This window comes from Ralstonia sp. Ralssp110, from assembly GCF_047325135.1.
GTDB lineage: Bacteria > Pseudomonadota > Gammaproteobacteria > Burkholderiales > Burkholderiaceae > Ralstonia > Ralstonia mojiangensis.
On the sequence record NZ_CP168608.1, the window covers coordinates 38,799 to 61,555 of the forward strand.

The 22,757-nt window shown below is 61.5% G+C and carries 13 protein-coding genes and 3 pseudogenes; 7 read left to right on the forward strand and 9 right to left on the reverse strand.

The genetic code is table 11. The features are described 5' to 3' along the window. Positions 1-4 precede the first annotated feature (4 nt). Entirely contained in the window at positions 5-3,118 is a 3,114-nt protein-coding gene (locus ACEN9T_RS00200) for an LPD7 domain-containing protein (RefSeq protein WP_413705627.1), read from the forward strand. Positions 3,119-4,260: 1,142 nt separating this feature from the next. Here the strand turns inward: ACEN9T_RS00200 and ACEN9T_RS00205 are convergent. Beyond that, complete coding sequence (locus ACEN9T_RS00205) at positions 4,261-5,502, reverse strand: DUF2252 family protein (protein WP_413705628.1); 1,242 nt, start codon at positions 5,500-5,502, stop codon at positions 4,261-4,263. 512 nt (positions 5,503-6,014) lie between these two features. On the opposite strand from ACEN9T_RS00205, the gene ACEN9T_RS00210 reads away from it, so the two are divergent. The 3 genes from ACEN9T_RS00210 (at position 6,015) to ACEN9T_RS00220 (ending at position 9,869) form a co-directional block, all read left to right on the forward strand. Then, the gene (locus ACEN9T_RS00210; protein WP_413705629.1) at positions 6,015-7,523 is read left to right on the forward strand and encodes a lactonase family protein; all 1,509 of its coding nucleotides are present in this window, start codon (positions 6,015-6,017) and stop codon (positions 7,521-7,523) included. A 138-nt stretch (positions 7,524-7,661) separates the two neighbouring features. After that, positions 7,662-8,117: a hypothetical protein gene (locus tag ACEN9T_RS00215; RefSeq protein ID WP_413705630.1), complete on the forward strand. Its 456-nt coding sequence runs from the start codon at positions 7,662-7,664 to the stop codon at positions 8,115-8,117. Positions 8,118-8,141: 24 nt separating this feature from the next. Further along, a complete protein-coding gene (locus ACEN9T_RS00220) occupies positions 8,142-9,869 on the forward strand; it encodes a DUF2334 domain-containing protein (protein WP_413705631.1) in 1,728 nt (575 codons plus the stop codon). An 878-nt stretch (positions 9,870-10,747) separates the two neighbouring features. Here ACEN9T_RS00220 and ACEN9T_RS00225 read toward each other — a convergent pair. Next, positions 10,748-10,966 (reverse strand): annotated as a pseudogene (locus tag ACEN9T_RS00225) (transposase); the annotation flags it as partial. A gap of 301 nt (positions 10,967-11,267) precedes the next feature. Here ACEN9T_RS00225 and ACEN9T_RS00230 point away from each other — a divergent pair. Continuing rightward, on the forward strand, positions 11,268-11,939 hold the full coding sequence (locus ACEN9T_RS00230; protein ID WP_413705632.1) for an LPD7 domain-containing protein: 672 nt from the start codon (positions 11,268-11,270) through the stop codon (positions 11,937-11,939). 83 nt (positions 11,940-12,022) lie between these two features. Here ACEN9T_RS00230 and ACEN9T_RS00235 read toward each other — a convergent pair whose 3' ends face one another. Then, a complete protein-coding gene (locus ACEN9T_RS00235; RefSeq protein ID WP_413705633.1) occupies positions 12,023-12,631 on the reverse strand; it encodes a YkgJ family cysteine cluster protein in 609 nt (202 codons plus the stop codon). A 177-nt stretch (positions 12,632-12,808) separates the two neighbouring features. Here ACEN9T_RS00235 and ACEN9T_RS00240 point away from each other — a divergent pair. Further along, positions 12,809-13,041 (forward strand): annotated as a pseudogene (locus tag ACEN9T_RS00240) (chloride channel protein); the annotation flags it as partial. Positions 13,042-13,078: 37 nt separating this feature from the next. Here the strand turns inward: ACEN9T_RS00240 and ACEN9T_RS00245 are convergent. From ACEN9T_RS00245 to ACEN9T_RS00265, 5 genes are all read right to left on the reverse strand, one after another. Continuing rightward, a complete protein-coding gene (locus ACEN9T_RS00245) occupies positions 13,079-14,185 on the reverse strand; it encodes a histidinol-phosphate transaminase (protein WP_413705634.1) in 1,107 nt (368 codons plus the stop codon). A 651-nt stretch (positions 14,186-14,836) separates the two neighbouring features. Continuing rightward, a complete protein-coding gene (locus ACEN9T_RS00250) occupies positions 14,837-15,169 on the reverse strand; it encodes a putative quinol monooxygenase (RefSeq protein ID WP_413705635.1) in 333 nt (110 codons plus the stop codon). A gap of 361 nt (positions 15,170-15,530) precedes the next feature. After that, on the reverse strand, positions 15,531-18,407 hold the full coding sequence (locus ACEN9T_RS00255) for a WG repeat-containing protein (RefSeq protein ID WP_413705636.1): 2,877 nt from the start codon (positions 18,405-18,407) through the stop codon (positions 15,531-15,533). 251 nt (positions 18,408-18,658) lie between these two features. Next, complete coding sequence (locus ACEN9T_RS00260) at positions 18,659-19,876, reverse strand: hypothetical protein (RefSeq protein ID WP_045204876.1); 1,218 nt, start codon at positions 19,874-19,876, stop codon at positions 18,659-18,661. 688 nt (positions 19,877-20,564) lie between these two features. Continuing rightward, entirely contained in the window at positions 20,565-21,710 is a 1,146-nt protein-coding gene (locus ACEN9T_RS00265) for an ABC transporter substrate-binding protein (protein WP_413705637.1), read from the reverse strand. 102 nt (positions 21,711-21,812) lie between these two features. Between ACEN9T_RS00265 and ACEN9T_RS00270 the strand changes: the two are divergent. Next, positions 21,813-21,953 (forward strand): annotated as a pseudogene (locus ACEN9T_RS00270) (IS5/IS1182 family transposase); the annotation flags it as partial. A gap of 30 nt (positions 21,954-21,983) precedes the next feature. Here ACEN9T_RS00270 and ACEN9T_RS00275 read toward each other — a convergent pair. Then, on the reverse strand, positions 21,984-22,559 hold the full coding sequence (locus tag ACEN9T_RS00275; RefSeq protein ID WP_052672830.1) for a nuclear transport factor 2 family protein: 576 nt from the start codon (positions 22,557-22,559) through the stop codon (positions 21,984-21,986). Between the last annotated feature and the right edge of the window lie 198 nt (positions 22,560-22,757).

Sequence of the window (22,757 nt, forward strand, 5' to 3'; positions counted from 1 at the left end):
GCCCATGCTGATCCGCATCCGGCACTACCGCGAAGGCGTCAAGGAGTATCTGGAAAAAGGCCAGAAGCAAGACCGCGAGTTCACGCGCAACGAGATGGATGAGCGCGTCATCCTCGCCGGCGACCTGGACTTGACCGATGCGCTGATCCAGTCGATGGACAGCACCGATGCCAGCCGGTACATGAATGTCACGCTCTCGTTCAAAGAGGACGAGCTGTCGCGTGAGGTGCTGGCCGAGATCGTGCGTGACTTCGAGGCGTTCATGTTCGCCGCCTACCGGCCGGACGAATACAATTTCTACGCCGAAGCGCACGTGCCGCGTCTCAAGAGCTATCCCGATCGCAAGACGGGTGATCTGGTGGAGCGCAAGGTGCACATCCACGTCGTGGTGCCGGCGCTGAACCGGCTGACGGGCCGGCGTCTGGACCCCTTCGGCAAGGTCGACCAGCAAACGCGCTTCCTGGAGGCCTTCCAGGAACACGTCAATGCCAAGTACGGCTTGGCCAGCCCGCGCGACAACCGGCGCGTGGCCTTCACCGACTCATCGGAGATGATCAGCCGCTACAAGGGCGATGCGTTCGATGGGTCGAACCGCGAGCTGCGGTCGGCGATCCTGGACGCCGTGCTGGCGCGGGACATCACATGTTACGAAGACTTCCGATCGTTGCTGGCCGAATTCGGCGAGGTGCGCACGCGCAATGCCGGTCGCAGCAATGAATACGAGAACGTGAAGCCGTCTGGCGCGGCCAAGGGTGTGAACCTCAAGGAATACGTTTTCTCGCGCGAGTTCGTTGAGTTGAGCGCCGAAGACAAGCGGGCCGCGATGGAAGCCCGGGTGCATGCGGAATACGTCGCGCCTGGTCAGCCGCGCACCACGCCAGTCATGTTTCGTGAGGCGCTGGCCGAGTGGCATACCTCGCGGGCACGTGAAGTCAAATACCTGAACGGTGGCAGTCCGTTCTACAAGATTTATCGGGAAGCGCCGGCGGATGAGCAGCGCACGCTGCTGGCCGAGCGCGAGTTTCAGTTCTATCAACCCTATGGAGGTTTGGATGGCAAAGCACTCGACCGAGGCGAGCGCAGCGGGTATGGAGAGCACGGCGCCTGGCGTTGGGCCGAACGAGACGGTGGACGCGGATGGGGTGATTCACGCCCGGAGTTCGGAAGAGAAGTCGAAGCGCAGCCAAGCCAACGTGACCGGCGAGGCGGGCACGGGCGTGGTGGCGTTGACGTTGATGCAGATCGACCCCGCGCGGCGCCCGAATCCGCAGACCGTGTGCGAGGTCTGCCCTTCGGCGGTATGGATGGCCACCCCACGCGAGCTCAAGAGCTACTGCCGGCTGATCCACTACTGGAGCTGGGAGTCGAGCAAGCCGAACGAGCTGACGCATTGCGACGGGCTGGCGATTTCGCTGGAGCGGGAACAAGCGAACGAAGAAGCGTAAGTCTATCGGCCGAGGATCTAGCTTGGCGTTTTGTGGCAGCGCGGATGTATGACGCCTACCAAGCTGGCGACCCTGCAAGCCAAGCGCGCTTGCTTTCGGCCAGCGCTGCGAAGTTCACGCAGTACCAGTTTGCGCCACCACCAGGTGCCGCGGGTATACCAGCCCCATTTGGGCAGCGGCCGGGGCCGCGCAATCTGGCTGAGATCGAGGGCTTTGATGCGATCGGCTCGATGCCGTTTGAGCGCGCGCAGTCGGATGCAGGAATAAATGCAATTAACAGCCAGCCCATTAGGGCTGACGCTCCCCCCGGCCACTCGCAGCATCCGCCGTCATGGCCAGCGGCCGTGGGCGCCGGCGACATTGTGGTGCAGTTCAACAGCCGGGCGCGCACAGCGACGGGACGGGAAGCGGACAGTGTGCTGGATCAGCTGGCGCGAGATCTGTCGGAGCGGCGGGCTGCGCGCGGCGACATTGAGCGGGCCGAGTTCCGCGAGATCAAGGCGAACCTGGATGCGCAGCGGTTGCTGGATACGCTCTCGCGCACGCATGGGCTGATCGTCGACAAGTACGCGATCACCAAGGGTGCGGACGGTGGTGATCGCATCCGTGCCGGCATGCGCAACCTGAACGTATCGGATTTCCTGACGAAGGAATTGAATCTGTCCTGGGCAGATGCGGCGCAGCTGCTGCGCACAACCTATCGGGCGCAGACCGGCCGGGAGATTGAAGCGCCCTCACCACAGCGGCCGGAGCCGACGCCGGCGCTGTGGCGTGAGTTCATGCTGCAGCGTGCAGTCTTCGGCCAGGCTGACCGCGCGGCGTGGGCGGCGCAGCTGCAGAGCGAGCGTGAACGGCGCGAGGCAATCCGGTCGGCGTTCCGTGCGGCACGCAGCGCTATCGGTGAAGATCCGAAGCTGTCGCGGGCAGCACAGGTCAAGGCGGCATTGTCGACGGCGCGGATGACGCGCGTGGAGCAGGAAACGGCGCTCAGCCGCGCCATCACGGCCGAGCGCGATACGTTGAGGGCGTCTCGGCCGTCGCAGGAGGATCGTTACCTGGCGTATCTCGCAGCACGTGGCCAGCGCGGCGACACCGCGGCGCTGTTCGAGCTGCAGCGACTGCGCCCTCAAGAGCCGGCCGAAGATCCGCGCCGACTCACGATCCGACCTACGCGCCCGGTGCAGCCCAACGCGATCTTGTATGACGGTCCCGTCATCACGCACCGGGTTCAGCGCAACGGCGACGTGGAGTACCAGCGCAACGGTGCTGCGCTGCTGGTTGACCAGGGCAAGTCGGTGCGTCTGTGGCAGAACGATCGGGATGCGATCGAAATCGCCCTGCGCCTCGCGCAGCAGAAGTTTGGGCCGGTGCTGCAGCTGTCTGGACCGTTGGAATTCCAGATGGAGGCGGCGCGGGTGGCGGCCGATGCGCGGCTCAATGTTGAATTTGCTGATGGCGCAATTAACCGCATATTTGTCGAGCGTCGGGACATTCTGCAAGAACTGGCCTCCCGTCGGCCGCAGGAGACGAGTCGGTCAACGCCACCATCTGGCAAGCAACCGGAGAAGCCGACATTTGATCCTGGCACGCCATCACCAGGCCATAGCGCAGATATATCGGATCGAGGCGCGCAGCCCCCGGATCCGGAGCTAGGCGGTGACATCGAGCGATAGGCTGCGGTTTGACGCTATGCCTACGCTTCCGGCATGCCGCAATGCTTAAAGTGCTAGGAGCCGTGGCGGCCGTCCTCCCCAAAAAACAACCCGTGGAAAAAAAGCCCGCGACTTATCGTGTGGGCTGAAAAGACGAGTGTCGGATGAGCCACCCTCAGCATGGATAAGTTCTACCGGAGCACTCGGCAGGCAACATCGCGAGCGGCCGGAGTCGCACTGAAATGTTGCGTGATTTCCGCTGGACCTGCCGCCCCTTCTAACTATGTCGTCGTACGCGAGCGCCACGTTTGTTTCAGCCGTGATACAGAAATGCCCGCTTCGTGCCGCTCAGTGCGACTGGAGACGGACGCATGCCCCGCAAAATCAAGGCCGAAACCGACATGGCACAGATGTCGCTCCATGCCCTGCGGGGAGGCGCGAGCCATGCCAACAAACACCTCGTAGCGCCATGCTCGGCACTTGCCGGCCGACTACACGCTTGAGCAGACCGCAGTTACCGCTGACGTTGCGATGACGCTGAACTTCGCGGCGGCCGCAGCCTCCACATCAGTCGTGCAACAACAAATGCCTTACATCGAGCCGCTTGCTGAGAGTGCATTGTCTGGCGTGGCGGCGCAGGTTCGTGGTCAGTCAAGACACAGCCCTGGCACCGGAGAACAAGCGAGGCGCGGCGGCGCTACGCAACACCTACGGGGTCGTGCAGGTGAATCAAATGACTGGAATCGGGAATACACGACCAACAGTTTTGTGCTCCGTCCCCCGGCGGGCACTTTTTTATCGGCAACAAGATGAGAGGCGATCCCCATAGAAGCCAAACAGATGGCCACTGCTGCACTCGCTCCGCAGGCCACGGTCGCCGCCCCGGCACATGGCCGCGACGACAGTCCGCGCTCCTTCGGCACGATCATCAGCAGCGACATCCACGTGCAGGGCTAGGCGCGGCCGAAGCGTCATTGCGACGACTCCTCCTAAAACACGCGGTGAGGTGAGCAACTTCTAGGCGCTGCAACGAAGTCACGACGATATGGAGGCTTAAGGCGATCAGCGCTGTCTTCTTCTGCTGCTGCTGCGTCCCCCCGTCTTGCAGCCCCTCTGGCATCTCGCAATGAAGAGGCGGACTAGCACAGGTGCCCCATAAAGATTTAGGTGGTGGTGCTGTGTCCCAACGCCCAGCGCCGGCAGTGATCAAGATATTGGCGTTCGTGTCTTCCCACCAGATCCACGATGCTCGTCCACAGCCAGAACGGCGCATCGATGGATTTACCGTGGCGCCGCTGTAGCTCGCGTCGCCACACCCCAGCATCGTTTCGCGAAAGTTGTCCCCCATGCGCGACACCGACTACCGCGCCGAGGTAGCGTGCGACTTCAGTGGCCTCCGCTTGCGGCAGCGTGTCAATCTCAAGTTTCAAGTCTTGGGGGAGCAACTCCCGCACGAAGACGCTGGTATCCAACACCCGCAGGGCAGCCATCCGGGTTCCCAGAAACGGCGCAAGGTGCGTTGCGCCCGCGACGACACGCTCGCCGTTGTCGCGCGGCATATTGGTCTGCGGCTGCCTGGGCGCCGCAGGCGCTGCAGCCTCCTTGAAATCCAATAGGCAATAGTGCCGGTTCTTCCCTGTTCCGACGGCAAGCAACGCTGCATAGCGGAGCCGCCCCAGCGAGCTGCATCCCTTTACCCAATACGCTGCATCCATAAGCTCAATCTGGTCCGCAGGCTCTCGGGAGTACAGGCGGGTAACGAGAAGGGGTAGCATGGTTTCCCGACAAAGCGCCTCAAGCGCGTCGCGCTCCGCCTTGCGCAAAGGCCAGAAGCGTTTGCCGAGGGGGATCGTCGGCTTCGCGTCTTCGATGCGGTCGCTCGCGAGTTGCTTCCATGTTCTGCGGGTCGCAGCCTTCATGGCGGTCTTCGCTGCTGGAGGCTTGGGCGGAAGCCGATGCGTGGGGCCCGCCTTCAGAGCTGCCATGTAGCCCGCCATGAGCGCTTCGACCATCTGCGCGGTGACAACACCGGGCAGGTCCGATCCGCGTGCGGCCGTGGCGAGAGACACCCCCAGCCGGATCAGGTCGTGTGCCGGATTGCCGATGACTGTCTGGTCCATATCGCGGACCTGAATCGCGACCCGGCCGGCGGTGTCGCCCACAGGGCCAATGTTGCCCACGTGGCAGTCCCCACATATCCAGATGGCCGGGCCCGCTGGTAACGTGCTTGGGCTGATTTCTTCCAACCACTCGTAGAACTTTGTAGTGCTGCCGCGCACGAACGCGTGCGCGGACTTGGCCATCTTCAGGTTACGCAGTTCTGCGAGCGCGACGTTGCGGTTGCGCGGTAGGACCGTCCCGCGTGTGGCCGAGTGGGTGGGGCCACGCTTCGTTTTGGTTGGCATATGCCGCGCTCCTTCTGGAAGATGTTCTCGGTCCACTCAACGCTGCACATCGGCAGACCTCTGAGAGTCCTTTTTGCTCGGGCGGTAGGATTCCCATTGCACCGGCGGCGCACAGTTTTTCAGTACGCGACGGTAACGCGAGGGCGTCCTCAGTGTATCGGACCATATTCTCTGCGCCGACGAACACAGTTGGAAACCCAGCACGGCGTGGACGTGAAACGCCCTGGCCGCCTTTCGTATGGTCACCAGCTGCAAAGAGTCGAATTGTCCTGTCTCGCATTGCCTGCGATCAGAATGTGCGGCCGCTCAACGGCGGAGCCAAGCATGGCAAGGCAAGCAACAGTGGCCCAAGTATCGCGCCAAACGCTTGCAACCGGCGCACACCGCACGTTCCCGTCCATGAAGCGGAGGGCCTCGTCGGTCAATTAGCCTATGTCGGCATATGGGTCGGGGTTCCTATGCTTTGGGGAACACGAGTCCACACACTCGCGACAACCAGAGCGGGGGGAGCCATGGCCGAGCTGTCAATCGCCCAAGCGCAACGCGCGAGCGGCACACATGGGCAACCAACGCCCGCACCGATTCCCCCTCGCAGTGCGACACGCGCGCGCGGCATCCACGGCGCGGCGCTGGTAATGGCAGCGGCGGCGATGTCTTTGGGGCTTACGGCCTGCGGCGGCGGCGGTGATGCCTCGCCCCCAGCGGCCAACCCGCCGAGCAGCAACGCCACGCCCGCCCCCACGCCAGCGCCCGCGCCCTCACCGGTGACAACCTTTGGCGTGGGCGGCACCGTCAGCGGCCTGACTACGGGCAAATCGGTCACTCTGCTGAACAACGGCGGCGACGCCATTACCGTCAGCGCCAACGGCAACTTCCGCTTCCCAACCGCGCTCGCGCAGGGCAGGCCGTACGCTGCGACGGTAGGCACCCGGCCTTCAGGGGAAAACTGCACCGTCACCAACGGCAGCGGCACAGTGGGCACCAGCAATGTCACCAACATTGCGGTGGCGTGCGCACCACGGCCGCTGTTTGCGTATGCCGTGAACTCTAACGACGGCACCATCTCCGCCTTCACGCTGGACCTGACCACTGGCATTCCCACAGCCATCGGCACGGCAGTGGCCGTCGGGCTCGGGCCGCTGTCGCTCACCGTTGATCCGGCAGGCAAGTACGTGTACGTGGCCAACGCCAACGACAACACCATCACCACGCTGTCAATCAACTCGACCACCGGGCTGCTGACCGTGGTGGGCTCGCCCACTGTGACCGGCATACAGCCGTTCAGCATCGCGCGCACGCCCAACGGCAAATTTGCGTACACGGCCAACTTTGGAGATAACACGCTCTCGGCGTTTTCGGTCAACACCGGCACGGGCGCGCTGACTGCACTGTCAGCCATCACGGCAGGCGCCAACCCGTACACCGTCACCATCAACAGCGCGGGCACCTTCGCCTACGTGGTGAACGCCAACAGCGGCAGCACCACCGGCACAGCCATGGCATTTGCCATCAACAACAGCACGGGCGCCTTCACGCAGGTGGGCACCACGGCCAACACCGGCAATACGCCGCAGTTCATCGCGGTTAACCCGGCCGGCAGCTTTGCGTATGTCGCCAACTCTGCAGACAACACGATCGGCATCTACAGCGTCAGCAACACTGGCGCACTCACCGCATCGGGCACACCGGTCGCGGCGGGCACCAACCCGTTCTATATGTCGATTTCACCCTCAGGCGGCTTCCTGTACGTGAGCAATGTGCTCAGCAATAACGTGAGCGTGTTCTCGATCAATCCAACCAATGGCGCCCTGACGCTTATCGACACCACTGCCACCGGCAACGCCCCCGTCACTGTCCTGCTGAACCCCGCAGGCACTTTCGCTTATGTGGTGAGCGGCGTTGACAACACCGTCACCGCCTACCGCGTGGACGGCACCACCGGCAAGCTGACCGCGGTGACGAATGGGTCGGCGGCCAGCGGCAATATCCCGCGCGGGATGGTGATTGCGGCGGTGCCCTGAAATTTCCCGGGTTGATTAATTGCATACCCTGTGTGGTCAAACGACCACCAAGGTCTGGAAATCATCAAGAAGGAAGCGACAAAGGCCACTGTGCATTGGTTACCGGCATAGCGTCGCCTGATTGGGTGGGAGGTTTTGATGAAAGCGAAACGAATCGGGGAAGGCGTGTTGTTGGCCTCCGCCCTCGTTGCCGGGTGGCTGATCGTATCGCCACCATGGGCCGGCGATGCGGACAATCTCGCTGTCGTGGCCAGCGCTACGGACCCCGGCAGCGGCGGTGAGAGCGGAAACAAGAAAGAAGCACCCGCATATACAACGGCGACGACTACAACTGCGCAACCCATGCGGCCCACTGTCGTGGCGGTAGCCACACCCAAGCCCGTGACTGGTGGCGCGCGCGCCTACGCCTACGGCTACGGCGTCATGGATGAGAACGGACAGGTCATTCCACCGCCACGCACCGTTGTCATGACTGAAGTCCGTCCTGGTATGCCGGAAAACGAGGTAACGGGTACCGAACGTGGCCACGACCGTGGCCCCAACTTCAACCTCGGGCTCTACCGCCAAGCGGATGGCTCGGTGTATCGCCCATGATTGCCCATGAGCCGGAGAGTCATCATGAAGACGCTGTTTCGAAAGTTTCTCTGTGCGCTGGTATTTGCGGGCGGCCTGCTGGGCGTTTCGCTGACGGAGCTGTCTCAGAGCGCCACCTGTACCCTCGGGGTCGGGGCCATCTGCGTGACGATCGGCGGATCGGCATCAGCGCAGACCACGCCGGCCAAGATGCTGGTGCTGTACGACGCGCCCGCCAATGACCCGTACACCAACCTGGGCAAGGCGTACGCGATCATGCTGTACAACCTGCTCGCGCACTTCAACACCACCATCACCATGCTGCCCGTGCAGAACTACACGGCGGGCATGACCGAGCAGTACACCGCCACGTTCTACATGGGAAGCTACTACAACAACCCGATACCGGCGGCGTTCCTCTCGGACGTGAGCACCACGCAGAAGACCGTCGTCTGGTTCAAGTACAACCTGTGGGAGTTGGCCTGGAACACGGCCTATCCGTTCACCACGCGCTACGGCATCAACTTCGTCAATCTGGCTGGCATGAATGCGACGCCGTCGGCCAGTGCACCGAACCCTGGCTTCTACGACACGATCACGTACAAGAGCCAGACCATGACCAAGTACTACGCCTTCAATGCCACGACCGGGGCCGTTACTGCAGACCCCGACATCGGCGTGACGGCGGTGGCCGATGCAACCAAGGCCACGACCTTGGTGACCATCTCCAACTCGGTCAGCCCCACCACGAAGCCGGCCGTGCCATATGTCATTCGCTCGGGAAACTTCTGGTACTTCGCCGACATGCCGTTCTCGTACATCGGACCGCGTGACCGCTACCTGGTGATCTGCGACATGCTGCATGACATTCTGGGCACCAATGCGCCCACGCTGCACCGTGCGCTGGTCCGTCTGGAAGACGTGAATGCCACCACGACGGTGTCTTCGATGCAGCAGTTGACGGACTACCTGTACGGCCAGAAGGTTCCGTTCTCGATTGCGACCATCCCGGTGTACACCGATCCGAACGGTGTCTATAACGGCGGCGTGGCGCAGACCATCCACATGGTCAACGCAACGGGGCTGAAGCAGGCGCTGAACTACGCCCGGGCGCGCGGCGGTCACGTCCTGATGCACGGCTACACGCACCAGTACAGCAACATTCCGAACCTGATCAACGCGGTCAGCGCGAACGACTATGAGTTCTGGCTCGCCACGCTGAACCGGCCCGTGAATGAGGATTCGACCCAATGGGCGGCCGGTCGCTTGTCGGCCGGGTTGCTGGAACTGCAGCTCAACGGATACTTCCCATTTGCGTGGGAGGCACCGCACTACCAGTCGTCGCCATTGGCCATCAAGGCTGTGCCGAAGTACTTTAAAAACACCTATCAGCGCGTGGTGTACTACACGTCGGACAACCCGCAGACGCTTGCTTCGACGGCGCCGGGACACGACTTCTCGGTTGGCCAGTTTTTCCCCTACATCATTCAAAAGGACTACTACGGCCAACGCGTGATTCCGGAGAACCTCGGCAACGTGGAATACAACATCTGCGCAATCGATCCGTCGTCTTGCCTGACGTACAACGTCGCGGACATCCTGACCAACGCCACCTACGCTCTGGTGGTACGCGACGGCTTTGCCTCGTTCTTCTTCCATCCGTTCTGGCTGGAGCCGGGGCTGGTTGCCACGGGCTTCCCTGACTTCCAACAACTCATTACCGGCATCTCTGCGCTGGGCTTTACCTGGGTGGATGCCAGCACGGCGCAATAGCCAACTGAATGCGGATGCGCTCGAAACTGGCGAGGGGTTCAGAAGGGGCTATTCCAGACAGGAACACCGGTGGCATTAGGGGGATATGAAGAGGACCACCTCGGTGTTCGCTTGGTATGAAGCCATTGCAGGATCGCGCCTTGCGATCCACGAATGGGTTAGGGAGGGGGTGCGCGTTGCACCGATCTCTCTTTCCCAGCCTTCGTGGTGTGACGTTGAGCGTCGCGTTGCTGCGCAAGTTCTTTAGCCATCAGAATGCCCGCGTTCAACGCCATCCCCTCAGAGAGGAATCCCTCGGGCGAGTAGGCTGATGTCCATTCAGTTGGTGTGCCGTGATGCGGAACATAACGATAGTCACTCGACCATCGTTTGTCTGTCCGTCGCGCGGTATGGACCTCGACCTGGCCGTGACCGGTTTTCACTGAAATTTGCATCGAGGTTCCCCGCAAAAAACGTCAGCCCGCGCAGGCTTTTTTTGCCGTTTTGGCGCCACAGGTTCTCTAGCGTAGTTGCGACCGATGCACTTATCTAGTCGCCTTGAGTGCACATTCCAACAAGACGGGCGCCGGATCTAGCTCGTCGAGCCGTAAATATTGGGTGGTTTCCCCCAAACCGGACCAGAGTCAGAGTTACTCTGGTCCGACGATAAAACGCTGTCCTGAATGTTCCGCAAGCAGGCCATACAAACTGTTCGACGGGCGGCTCAAGTGCCGAGCCTGCGGCAAGCGGTTTAGCTGGACCTGGGTGTGGGACCCGGTGCGTCTAAGCAGCCGTGAGAAGACGCGTTTGCTGGAGGTGTTCGTGCTCGGTGTGCCGGCGTATCGGCTGCGTTTCGATCCGTCGGTCAGCACCAAAACGCGAGAACGTCTTTTGCCGGTCTCAAGCTCCTGGATACGCTGCTGATCCGCGGTCATGACCTTGCCTTGAGGCGCGATGCCTTGGCGCTCCGTCTGGAGCTGCTGCACCCGGCGCCGTAGCACCGACTCGGCGACGCGGACCGAGCGACTTGCCTCGCTATGGCTATAGCTCTGGACGAGATCCCGACAGGCAGCCTCTTGCTTGAATTCGGGGCAAAACGAACAACGTTGCTTGGTCAGAGGCTCCGAAAATGACTCCCCAAGGACGACGTATGGTCCATCTATCGGCTGTAGCGTCGACTGGATGAGAGGAATCAATTCTTCATGTGCAAGAGCCGTGAAATCGCAAGACCTTACCGCATGCGGATCTGTGAGCGACTGCCGCCAGATTTTACGTGGTCGGAACGATTGCCCCGACAAGTAGTTCTGTTGCCCGACGTCGACGGTGCTGGCCTTGCCCCATGTCTGGAGTTCGGGGGCCCTTGCTAAGAGTGGTCTGGATCGCGCGGAGGCTCGCGTCGTGGGCTGCGGTATAGGTCGGATGGCCGTTGCCGAGGAAGTCGAGCATCATGGCGCCCGACCAAATCATGCCAATCGGATGGGCTACCTGGCGTATCTCGCAGCACGTGGCCAGCGCGGCGACGCCGCGGCGCTGTTCGAGCTGCAGCGGCTGCGGCCTGATGAACCGGCCGAGGATGCGCGTCGACTCACCATCCGATCTGCGCGGCCAGTGCAGCCCAACGCGATCTTGTACGACGGTCCCGTCATCACGCACCGGGTGCAGCGCAACGGCGACGTGGAGTACCAGCGCAACGGTGCTGCGCTGCTGGTTGACCAGGGCAAGTCGGTGCGTCTGTGGCAGAACGATCGGGATGTGATCGAGATTGCCCTGCGCCTGGCGCAGCGGAAGTTTGGGCCAGTGCTGGAGCTAACCGGGCCGCTGGAGTTCCAGATGGAGGCGGCGCGGGTGGCGGCCGATGCGCGGCTCCATGTTGAGTTTGCTGATGGCGCAATTCAGCGGATTTTTGTGGAGCGTCGCGATATGGCCCAGGAACTGCGGGAACGGAGAGACCAGACTCAGCAGTCTGCAGCAGAGCGTAATCCATTGTTCGGCAAGCAGAAACCGCCTGGCCAGCAGCCATCGCGGGGCGGGACGCCGGAGCGCGATGTTCCGCGCTCCGATCCCGAACCCGGCAACGATCCTGAGCGGTAGGCAATACGCTCGCCTAGCCCAGCGGAATTGGCACCGGCAGGATCGTCAATGCACCTTCTCCGGAATGATGGGCACGGCGAGCTTCACTTACCAAAATAGTCGCGGATGTCCTTCCGTTCGCCGGTCTGGTTCAGCGCCTTTCTGATTTCATTCATCTGCGCATAACAGTCAACTTGCTGTGGCGAAGACGATGCGCCGTACACTAGATGATTTACGCCGGGCTTGGCACACAAGTCAGGATCATCCAAGGCATGGAACGTACGGCAATTGAATGGCCGGTACTCGTACACGCTGCACGTCCCATCGGCACCCAACAACGGACAAGCGGTGCGATGCCCTTGCGAGCGCTTACGCTTTCTGTGCATCGTTTTCCCAGTGAAGCGCTCGATGTAGAGGGCCTCCACCTTGGTGACGTCCACGTCGATCTTGCAGCAATGGTTGCAGCCTTTCTTGCAGACGGAGAAAGTCGCTACAAAATCGTTGTACTCGTCCAAGTAGTCATATATCAGCTTCAACTTGTCAAAGTCGTTGCCTGGGTGCGCGGCAATCGCTGCGGCTGTCTCGTTTGCTCGCTTGCCTAGGTATTTCGGAATCCTTGGCAGACCATGTGCTTTTACATCAATGGCGTGCGGCTTTCCGTAGGGATTGCGATACCGGACCTGATTCGCCCATCTGATTACACTCTCGATCATGCTGTTCGTCCTTTGGTTTGGGGGAAATGCGTATTGCTGGTGCGATCCGGATCCAACGCCCGAGGGCGTCAAATCGTCTCTTGGTGCCCACAGCCACCATTCGGCGAATAGCGGGAGCATCCGAGGAACGGCTTGTTGAAGTGGCTCGGGCGGGGCAGCAAGAATCCTTTGCCACACGTGACAGGCCACAGCGGCTCGCTGGTTGAGATCGCCGAGCGCCTCCCTTGGCAGTTGCGCATCGCGCTGCCGCTAGGCGGCGTGGCTGCAGGCTTCCTCCTGATGTGGGCCAGACGTTATGCGGCCGGTACCTCCGACTACATGGAGGCAGTGGCCATCGGTGATGGCCGCGTCCCCGCCGCGAAAGCGTGCTGCGCAGCCTCTCGTCGCTGGTGACCATCGCCACAGGCGGGGGGGCAGCGTAGGAATGTGCGAGGCGCTTTCGAGAAACTAGGCCATCACCGCAAGCAAGGCGGTGCGAAACTCGGCCATCTCGGCAGGGGTACCAATCGACACCCGCAGAAACTTCGGCGGACCGACCTCGCGAAGCAAGACACCGTGGTCCAGAAGTCCACTCCATATGCGACGGCGATCGTCGAATTTGCCGAACATCACGAAGTTGGCGTCCGAATCGGCCACCGTAAGTCCCAGGTCCCGCAACCAGTTGACGGTCGCATCACGCTCGGCTTTGATCGCGTCCACTTGCGACAGCATTTCGTCACGCACGCTGAGCGCTGCGCAAGCAGCTGCCTGCGTAAAAGCGGATAGGTGATATGGGAGCCGAACGAGTTTCAGCGCTTCAATGATCGCCGGCGCGCACGCACAGTATCCGACGCGGCCACCCGCGAATTTGAACGCTTTGCTGAGCGTGCGGGTCACGACAAGCCATGGGTGATGGGGCAGCAACGTCACCGCGCTAGGGACGCCGTCGCGCCGGAACTCTGCATAGGCTTCGTCCACGATGACTAGGCCCGGCGCGACGTCGAGTATCGCGCGAATATCATCAAAGGGAAGCGCGGTGCCGGTCGGATTGTTCGGCGACGTCAGCAGAACCACGCTCGGCTGGTGCACGCGAATGCTGGCCATTGCCTGGTTCAGATCCAGCGCGAAATCGTCGGTGCGCGGCAATGCATGAAGGTGCGTGAAGGTCGTTCGACAGTACTCTTCGTACATCGGATACGCGGGCGTAAAGACAAGCGCTGTCCGCCCAGGACCGCCGAATGCTTGGAGAATTTGCTGGATTACTTCGTTCGAACCGTTGGCCGCCCAGACGCTCGACGCGTCGATCGTCAACCTGGTGTCGTGGGTCAGATACGCGGCCAACTGCGCGCGTAATTCGGCAAAGTCACGGTCGGGATAGCGGTTTGCCTGGTGCGCCGCGTCGGCCACGGCAGCCGCGATGCGCTCGACCAGCACCCGCGACGGTGGATACGGATTCTCGTTGACGTTCAGGCAAACCGGCACGTCGAGCTGCGGTGCCCCGTATGCGTGCTGCAGCTTGAGGTCCTCCCTGAGTGGCAAATCGGACAAGGACACTTCCTTCCACGGTTGTTGCATCGAAGACACTCCTTAATTTATCGATCGATCAGCGCAGCACGGTTTCAAGGCGGCCAAAAACAAAAAAGGCGCCAGAGGCGCCTTGGTCGTTGTCCCGATCGGTAAAGCTCCCGATTCAATGACTAGATGCGAAACGAACCACGGCGCAACAAAGGGCGTCCGTGGTGATGGTGCAAATAGGTCGAAGCGTTTCGAATGTTCATGCGCTTGATCATGACATACGCTAGTGCGAATGAAAAGCATGCATTGCCATCAACTCGGAGGAGGATGTCCGACGCACGGAAAGCGGATGCCGCCTTTTAGGCGGTTGAAGCAACATGGCCCCTTCTGCCCGGCCGAGTGAAAGACGGTCACGGTTGGGGGCTTACGGTGATCGTACCTTTCGTGTGAAATCTTGCGGCCTGCCCGCATATCAATTCCGATCTGGGCTGCGATGCGCTGGCGATTGACGTTCCGCACCAGTCGCTCAACTCATGCGTGCATGACCGATACGTTGGGCCGATGCGGACGCGAGTAACCCGGAGGTAACCATCTCGCATCCAGGCGGCCAGCTCACGGCTGATCACAAATTTGTGCAGCAGTCCACTCTGCGACGGGAGGCCCAGCGTTTCATGATTTGAGCCGCACTCGCAAGTTGGATTGCCAGATCGATTAAGCGAGGCTATTCGCGGTGAGATGCAAAACCTGCGCGGGCGCAGCCCTGAAGGTCGGACTGTGCGCATCGGCGGCAATCATGTGAGGCGTCACGTCGTGCGCCGCCAACGCCTCAGTCGAGGCCCAGCGTTCAATCAAGACAAATCTGTCTTCGTCACCGACAACGGCGTGCAGATCATACTGAAGACAGCCTGGCTCTGAACGCACGATCGGCGCGAGCCTTTCAAAGGCCGCGATTTGCTCGTCGCCTTTTCCAGGAATCGTTTGAATTGAGATAACAAGCATCACTTCGCGTTCGCTATTTCGGCTGTGGTGATTTTCTTTGGTCACGGAGACTCCATACTCTTGTCATACCGACGAAAGACGATCAGCCGCAAAAGCGAAAGGCCCCGTCCTATGCCGGCGGGGCCCTTGATGTTATGCAACAGCGAAAATTACCGCGTGCGCATCGAGGACGGCCCACCATTGCTAATGGGCGTCGTTGTGATGATGGTCACGAAAGGGATCAGATCGCGTTGCATAGATCTACCGTAACTCACTGGTCAGAGGCGAGTCAAGTACCGACCCGAGCGCATCTCACAAACGCTCTTCGAACGGCGGTTTGAGGCTGGGGTGTCGCAGTTGCGCGGGGGCTCGCATCGCCGGTCGGATTCGTCGGACACCGGGGCGCTGAGCCTTTGCCGCCCTTCCCTCAGCAGTGTTTTTTCTTTGCCGCCGCCGTCGGCCACAGCACCTGGCCAGCGGCATCGAGGATCACTGGCTCGCGGCCGCACATCCACGCGCCGTGCACCACCAGCTTGCCGTGCGTGTCGATCATACCGATGTTGTCCTTGGCCACCACGACGGCGCGCCCTTCCGAGAAGCTCTCCGCACGATCAAACGCAGGCGGAATGGCAACCTTGCCCTGGCGGTCTAGGTAACCCATTCGCGTGCGGGGTTCGTAGTCATCCGCGCTTGGCTTCTTGGCTTGCTTTCGACCCACCGGCGCGCGTGGAGCGAACTGCTCGAATGTGGCAAAGCCATCGGACATGGGCCCGATTTCCTTGTACGGATAACGCCCCAGCACGTTGCCGTGCGAATCCGCCAGGGCAAGCTCCTCTCCTACCCTTCGGCTGGCGCCGCGCGGCGTGAAAGTGACCACCCCTTCCGAGAACGCGGCATACGACGGCAACTGGCCCGGAATGCGCACGCGCTCCTTGAAGTCGAAGCCGTAGAACACGGTGGTCTCGTTGTCCTCATACGCATGCTCCGTATGCGGCCACCACCACTGCGACGGCTCCTCCTGCCCACTCGCAATCGGCTGCGGTGCGCTGGCAGTGGACTGCCGCCCCTGGATGTCAAACGCCACAAGGTCTGCGCCACGGCTCTTCAGTTGATAGGGACGATTGCTCAAATCTGACAGTTCAACTTGTGCCAGCGGTGCCGACCACTCCCCGTGCGCATCGAGCAGGCCGTACAGCGTCGGTCCCGTCAGCACATACGAATCGCCTGCCGCCTGAATGTCCTTGTATTGCGCAGGCAGCAGTAGCTTGCCGTCCGGCGCCATCAGCCCCTTGAGCACACCATCCTTGGTCAAGCGCAGCACGCCATGTTCGGCGTCGTAGTCAATGGCGCTGTAGGCGGGCACCACCAGCTCCTGACCCTGCGGGCTGAACCACCCATAGAGACTCTCGGTGGAGTCACCCAGCTTGAAGTAGGTGGTGCTTCGCCAGCCGACGAGGCGATCCCCCTCATCAACAACGGCGTCGAACTGCCCATCAAAGCGCGGTGGCACAACCCACTCGCCACGGTCGCTGATGAGCCCCCAATGCTGACCATCCGATGCCTGCGCCGAGGCCACGCCTTCATGAAAATCACCGTAACCTGCAAGCACCGGCAGCTTCACGCGGGTCGTCTGCCCGGTGACCATGTCGAAGCGGATGTACTGAACGTCGCCATCGCCACGGAGGTCTCCCATGTAGACGCCCGGCGCAACACGCTTGAACTGCCAGCCCTCCTCCGGCAACGCGTGGCTCTTGCCATTGCGCTCCAGCAGTACCCATTGCTTACCGTCTAAGGCAAATGCGACCCCATCCTTAAACGTCGACAAGCGGCGATACCGGGGCTGGACAAGCCACTGGCCGCGGCCGTCAATGGCACCCCAGCCGTTTTCCGTTGATACCACCAGCGGCCCTTCCACCGGTTTGCCACCCGATGCATAGCGGTAGTCGAGCAGGCTACTCTCATACTTCCACTGGGGATTGGTTACCACCTTGCCATCGCGGGTGATAACGCGGACTTTCTCGAAGTCCTTGATGATCACGGCCAGCGGCAGCGCGTCCTGCTGCTCGCGGGCCGCATGCGTGTTGCCAGATGAGATCAGGAACACGTCGTCGTCCTGGCCCGTCAGCGCTTGATCGCCTTGCATCGAGGCATCGTCGCTGGAGATCGTGCGGCGGCCCTCCGTATCGAAAATGTCGAATTGCACGGCAGCGCGCTTAGCCTTCTCGGCGCCATCGTCTTGTCCGTCTTCCGATGGGCGCCGTATCAGCATCAGATGCGTGCCGGAGGCGTAGGCCGTCGGCTCGGCAATACGGCTGTGAAGCATGCCTGCCTTGGCGTGGAACGCCCAGCTCTGGCCACAGCCCTTCACCGCGCCCCATTGCTTTGGCTCCATCGGAAACTCGATGCTCACCTCTTCTAGCGTCCGGCAAGTCTCTGCGGACACGAGCACATTGCCGTCCCGGCCGATGATGTCGAGGCCTCCGTGGTCGGGGTACTCGGCAAAGTAGCCACCCCATGGCTGCCGATAGATGCGCTGGTAGCGCGCCGGCTGCACGAAATGGCCCTGCCGATCGATCAGCCCCGACAGCGTCGCGGTATCCGCCTTGTCATTGGCGGCGTCCTTGGCCGGCCGCGCAATCGCCAAGCCACTCTGGAACACCCCCAACTCCGCAAAGCGTGCGGGCACGACCCAGTGCCCCTGTTCGTCTACAGCGCCCCAAAGGCTGCCGTCACCGTTCGACTGGTCCTGCGTTGCCAGCCAGAGCCCATCGCCGTCTCCGATATCGTTGAAGTACGGTGCCAACTGTTTCGGGGCCGGCATACGCTCTCCACCACGCCGCCAGAGATAACGCGCACCGTCGCGCTCGGCCTTGTACAGCCCCCACGCATTCGGAAACTCATCCACCTGCAGACCCGCTTCGAAGCGCTTGAGCACCTGCCCGCGCTGGTCAATCAGCAGGCTGTTGCGGTACGACTCGCTCACCATGGCGGTGTCTGCCTGGAAAGGCCCCACCGTCTGATAGCTGGGCGCGATCACCCATTGCCCGGTGCGGTCGATGTAGCCCGATTTGCCGTCTCCTGACCGCGTGGCTGCAGCCAGGCCATGGGAGAAATTCCCCACCGACTCAAAGGCGGGCGCAATCACCACGTCCCCGCTCTTGTTGACGAAGCCCCACAGCTTGCCCACCTGAACGGCGGCCAACCCTTCTGAAAAATCTTCGGCATCGTCAAAGCGCGGTTCGCCCACCAACTTGCCAGACTTGTCCATGAAGCCCCAGGCGCCGCCAATCAAGTAGCGGGTCATGCCTTCATGCACTGCGCACAGATTCTGGATGGCGGAGTGCTCACCCAAAGGCGTTTCGCAGGATGTGGCGTGCGCTGCGCTGCTCGTCAACGCCAGACAGGACAACGAGGTCAGCGCGATGCGCGTGGCCCATTCCGGCAGTTTGTTTCGACGCGTTGATGAGGGATGTGAGAAGGCCATATGCATGCGTGTACCGGGACTGAACCGAGACAGGGAGAATTCTAGTTAGCGGGATCGCAACAGCAGCAAGCTCAGGGCAAGCTGTCGCGCCATACCGCGCGGATAGCCAGCAGCATGGCCTCGGGCGTGCTCTCCTGCGCCAAGCGCTCTGCCGTCAACCGAGAGAGCAGCGCGGCCTGCGCATCGTCGTCGGGCGTGTCTGCCGGTGCCGCGTTGGCCTTCAGACGAGTCAGCGTCCGGCACAGTTGGCCGGCCAAAGTCGCCTTGCCCCGCGCGCCCCAGCGCAGATCCCAGGTCGAATCGCGGCTATCTGCATCGCCGGCATGCTGAACAGCCGTGGTCGCATCGATGACCGACGTGGGCTTTGTGAGCAGCACCTTGCCGTCGTCATCGCGCCAGTCCACGGACATGGGCAGCGCCAAGCCGCTGGCGCAATCCACCCGGATTGTCACGGACGCACGACGCATGTTCACGACGCGCGATTCGTCCTTGGGGCTCAACTCGGGAAGCTCCATAAAACGCGCTGGCCGAACGTACTCCAGGACATCGCCAGGCAGCACGCGCACCGAGCCGATGTCGCTGGGCGTCGCTTGCTGCGAGTACGCGCTGAGCTGGCGCTCGATGTCGGCCCCATTCGGGGCCGCCAAGCTTGGCGTTGCAGCGGCGGGGCCGATTACAGACTGCCGCCATTGCGCCCACTGCTGGCGCACGCGACCAAACACCGTCTCGGCCGTGGCCGGCGGGCGTTGGTGCGGAGCATTCACGACGTAGTGCGGCCGGGCCCGGCCCATCAAGGCATCGCTTTCGGCGGCTAGGTCGGTGATGATGGGCTTGGACGACAGCAGCGGCTGCACCGTGCGCGCCGAGTGCGCACGGTGCTTCTTCAAACCGGTGTCTGATGCGGCAGCGCAGGCGAGCAGGATTTCGTCACGCTGGGGCCAGGGCTTGGTCTGACTATCTGCCAACTGCCGCTGCAGACTCTCGACCCAGTCCTGCGGTTTGAAGGAGCGTGATGCGATGACTTTGCCATCGCCGTCCAGCAACTGGACATCGGTCGTGACGTAGAAGCCCAGGTTGCAATCAATCAGCCGCCGCTCATAGTTGTACCAACCGCGGCTGGATTCTTCTTCCGACCAGGTCTCGCCCGAGTAGCGGGGATAGCGCGTGGCCGATGCCAACAGGCCATCGGGCCGCCAGCTCAGCGCACGCAAATCCACGGCATGTGCCGTGTCTCGTGCGTACATCGGAAAGTAAAGCCAATCCGTTTCATCGGCTTGCGCGGTGGTCATGCATGCCAGTACGGCAAGACCACACGCAGCCAGACGTCGTAGGACGGTTGTCACATTCGGCATCGTTGCTCTATCTCTTCGTTATCCCGTGCGGATGACCCGCGCCCGTCATCGCCCGCGCGTTCGACCGCGCGTTCGACCGCGAGAATAGCGTGCGCCCTGCGAGAAAGAGATTAACGATTCGAAACCTGCGCCGCATGGACCTACAAGCAATTGCGAACACCGAAGAGCTCGACAATAGACTGCCTGTTCGTACACCGGCATCCGTTGATGCCACTGCCAGTTGATTCAAGAATGACGCCCAATCTTGCTTCGATTTGATTCAGGGCTGCGCACAACGCTGGCAGCCGCGCCTTCGCAGCGGGCGTGAACTGTGGCTTGTTTTTTGATCCTCCAAACAATCTCACACCCAGTCCTAGCTTAAGTTGGCGGACCCGGCGGATTATCGCACCCGGCGTAACGGTGATCCCATAGGCGGCAGCAGCCTCGAGCTCAGGGGCTGGCGCTCAATTCGCGAACACCATGCCATCGTGATCGAACTGGAGCTGGCTTGCTACAGTGGGATATACGGGACGTCCACGAGCTTCGGTAAGCGGCCTTCTCCCTCGAATCGGGGTGGGCATCCCGTAGCCGCATTCTCACTCCATCCAGTAGCACTGGCGCCTTGCACGCTCTACGCCCATTCCTGCTAATTCAGCACACGACCCTCACGGCCGATGATGCCAATGTCAACGTACTGCGAGCCCTCAAACTGAGACAGGCCGTATTTCAGCTCAAAGCCGCCCAGATCGAAGGAGCCGCGCGTCTGCAATGCGGTACGTACTGCGTCACCCGTCACCGGGCCAGAGATCTTGCGTAGCACTTCCACAAACAGCCTCGCCGACACATAGCCCTCCAGGGCGGTCGTCGACTTCGCCAAGTCGGGGCGACCCACTGCGATCATGTCGGCCGCAAAGGTCCGCGTGAGCTTCGTATCGTGCTTGTCGAGCGCCGGCATGACTTCAGCTACGCAAACACCCCGAGCCAGATCTGCGCTTGATGCGCGCACGAGTTCGTCAGCTGACAACGCCGAGTTGGTTGTCACCAGTGCAGTGCCGCCACGTTCACGATATGTCTTCAGGAAGCCGCCAACATTGACGCTGTCCGAGAACATCAGGATCACGTCAACGTTCGCATTCAGCACCGTCTCCGCAATCTTGTTCAGCGACGAAGCATCCATCGCCTTTGTTTCGAGTGGAACGGTCAGGACCGGCTTGATACCAAGTGGCTGCATCGCAGCCGTACTTTTATCTCGCCCGTCCTCGCCAAATGCATCCCTCTGATACAACACGGCAACACGCTTGCCACCCACGGTAACGCTTTGCCGAACCATCCGCTCCGCCTCGGCCTTCACGCCCGCGCGAATGTAGAACACCCATCGGTTCTCTGGGCGCTGGCGGAGTTGCGTTGCTGACACAATGGCGCCAATAACTGGGGTATGAGCGGCATCTAGAACACCGCTTTTGATGAGGGCCTCGGTTCGGGAGGAGCCGTAATAGTTCAGCAAGGCTGCCGGATGCTGCTGACGTACGACCTCCGCGGCACGCTGCGAGGCGGTATCTATATTGCTTGAGCCGTTGATCGTCACGACTTTGATGGTATGTCCGTTCACACCGCCAGCCTCGTTGACACGACGCAGATACAGCTCAGCCGCCTCTGCTGTAGCACGCGTTGACGGCGCCATCGAACCCTCCAGCGGCAACACTTGAGCGACGGTGACGACATCCGCGCCAGCGTGACCGGAAAGGAGCGCAGCAACCAAAGCCCCCAGCGAGCCAATGCGTTTGATCTTCATATCAGGTGAACCATGCGCGTTCGTGACGTATACCTTTCCATCGTGAGCGGGCACACGCTCCAAACCAAGCGTGAACTGTCGGGACGCGACATCACGGTCAACCGCAGACGCAGCTCGATCGAACCGGCCATCGGGCATATCAGGGCTGACGGTAAGCGTGACCGGAATTGGCTCCAGGGTGCCCTGGGCTATGCGGTGCACGCGGAGTTGTGCGGCGCCGGCCATAACTTGCACGTGATCCTCACGAACGAAAAACGTGCGGAACCGATATGCTCAAAGATCGCTGGCATCGTTAGCTCGGCGGTGCAGGTAGGCGCGCACCGGTTCAAGTTTCACGAGCGCCGGCATCTGTGCCAAGGCCTGCAGGGCTGTGTTCCACGGATATGCCAGCTGGCCGAGCCAGTCATCGAAGATTGCCTGCGTGGTGTCAGGCGGTAGCACTTCCATGGCATCGATCACGATGTCCAGCGTTTGTACGCGCCACCCCCGTTCCTGCAGGGTGAATGTCCATACGTAGCTGCCGCAGCCAACGCGCACGTTGCCATCAACCTTGTTGGACATCCCGACGAGCCAGTCGCACTCATAGCGCGTTGTGTCACGAGCGGGGCGCGAATTTGTCAGGCAGAACGTGTAGACATTGTCGTAGGTCTGCCCGAAACGCCTGACAAGCACATCGGCGATGGCGGCCAGGCCTTCGCTGCGCGCGGGGAAACTGATGGCCTCCGACTTGACCGTCATCTGGAGTGTCGCGTCCGCTGCGAATGCATGCGGCATCAGGTGCGGGCGGTTCTCATCCTTTGCGCGCACATAAGTTCGGATCAAGGCCTCGGGATCAAGAGATGTCGGCATCTGCGGTGTCGTGAGTGTGTTCATGAACAGTATTGCAAGGCACTGATGGGACGAGTGCAGTCAGATTGTGATGCAAGCAATTGCCGATGGATTGGCGACCATGCGCGGGAGATCGCCTTCGACCAAAGACGCTACAACCGACAGCAGCGGTTGCGGCGTCTACCACAATCCATTGCGGACCTTCTTTCTTCTATGCAA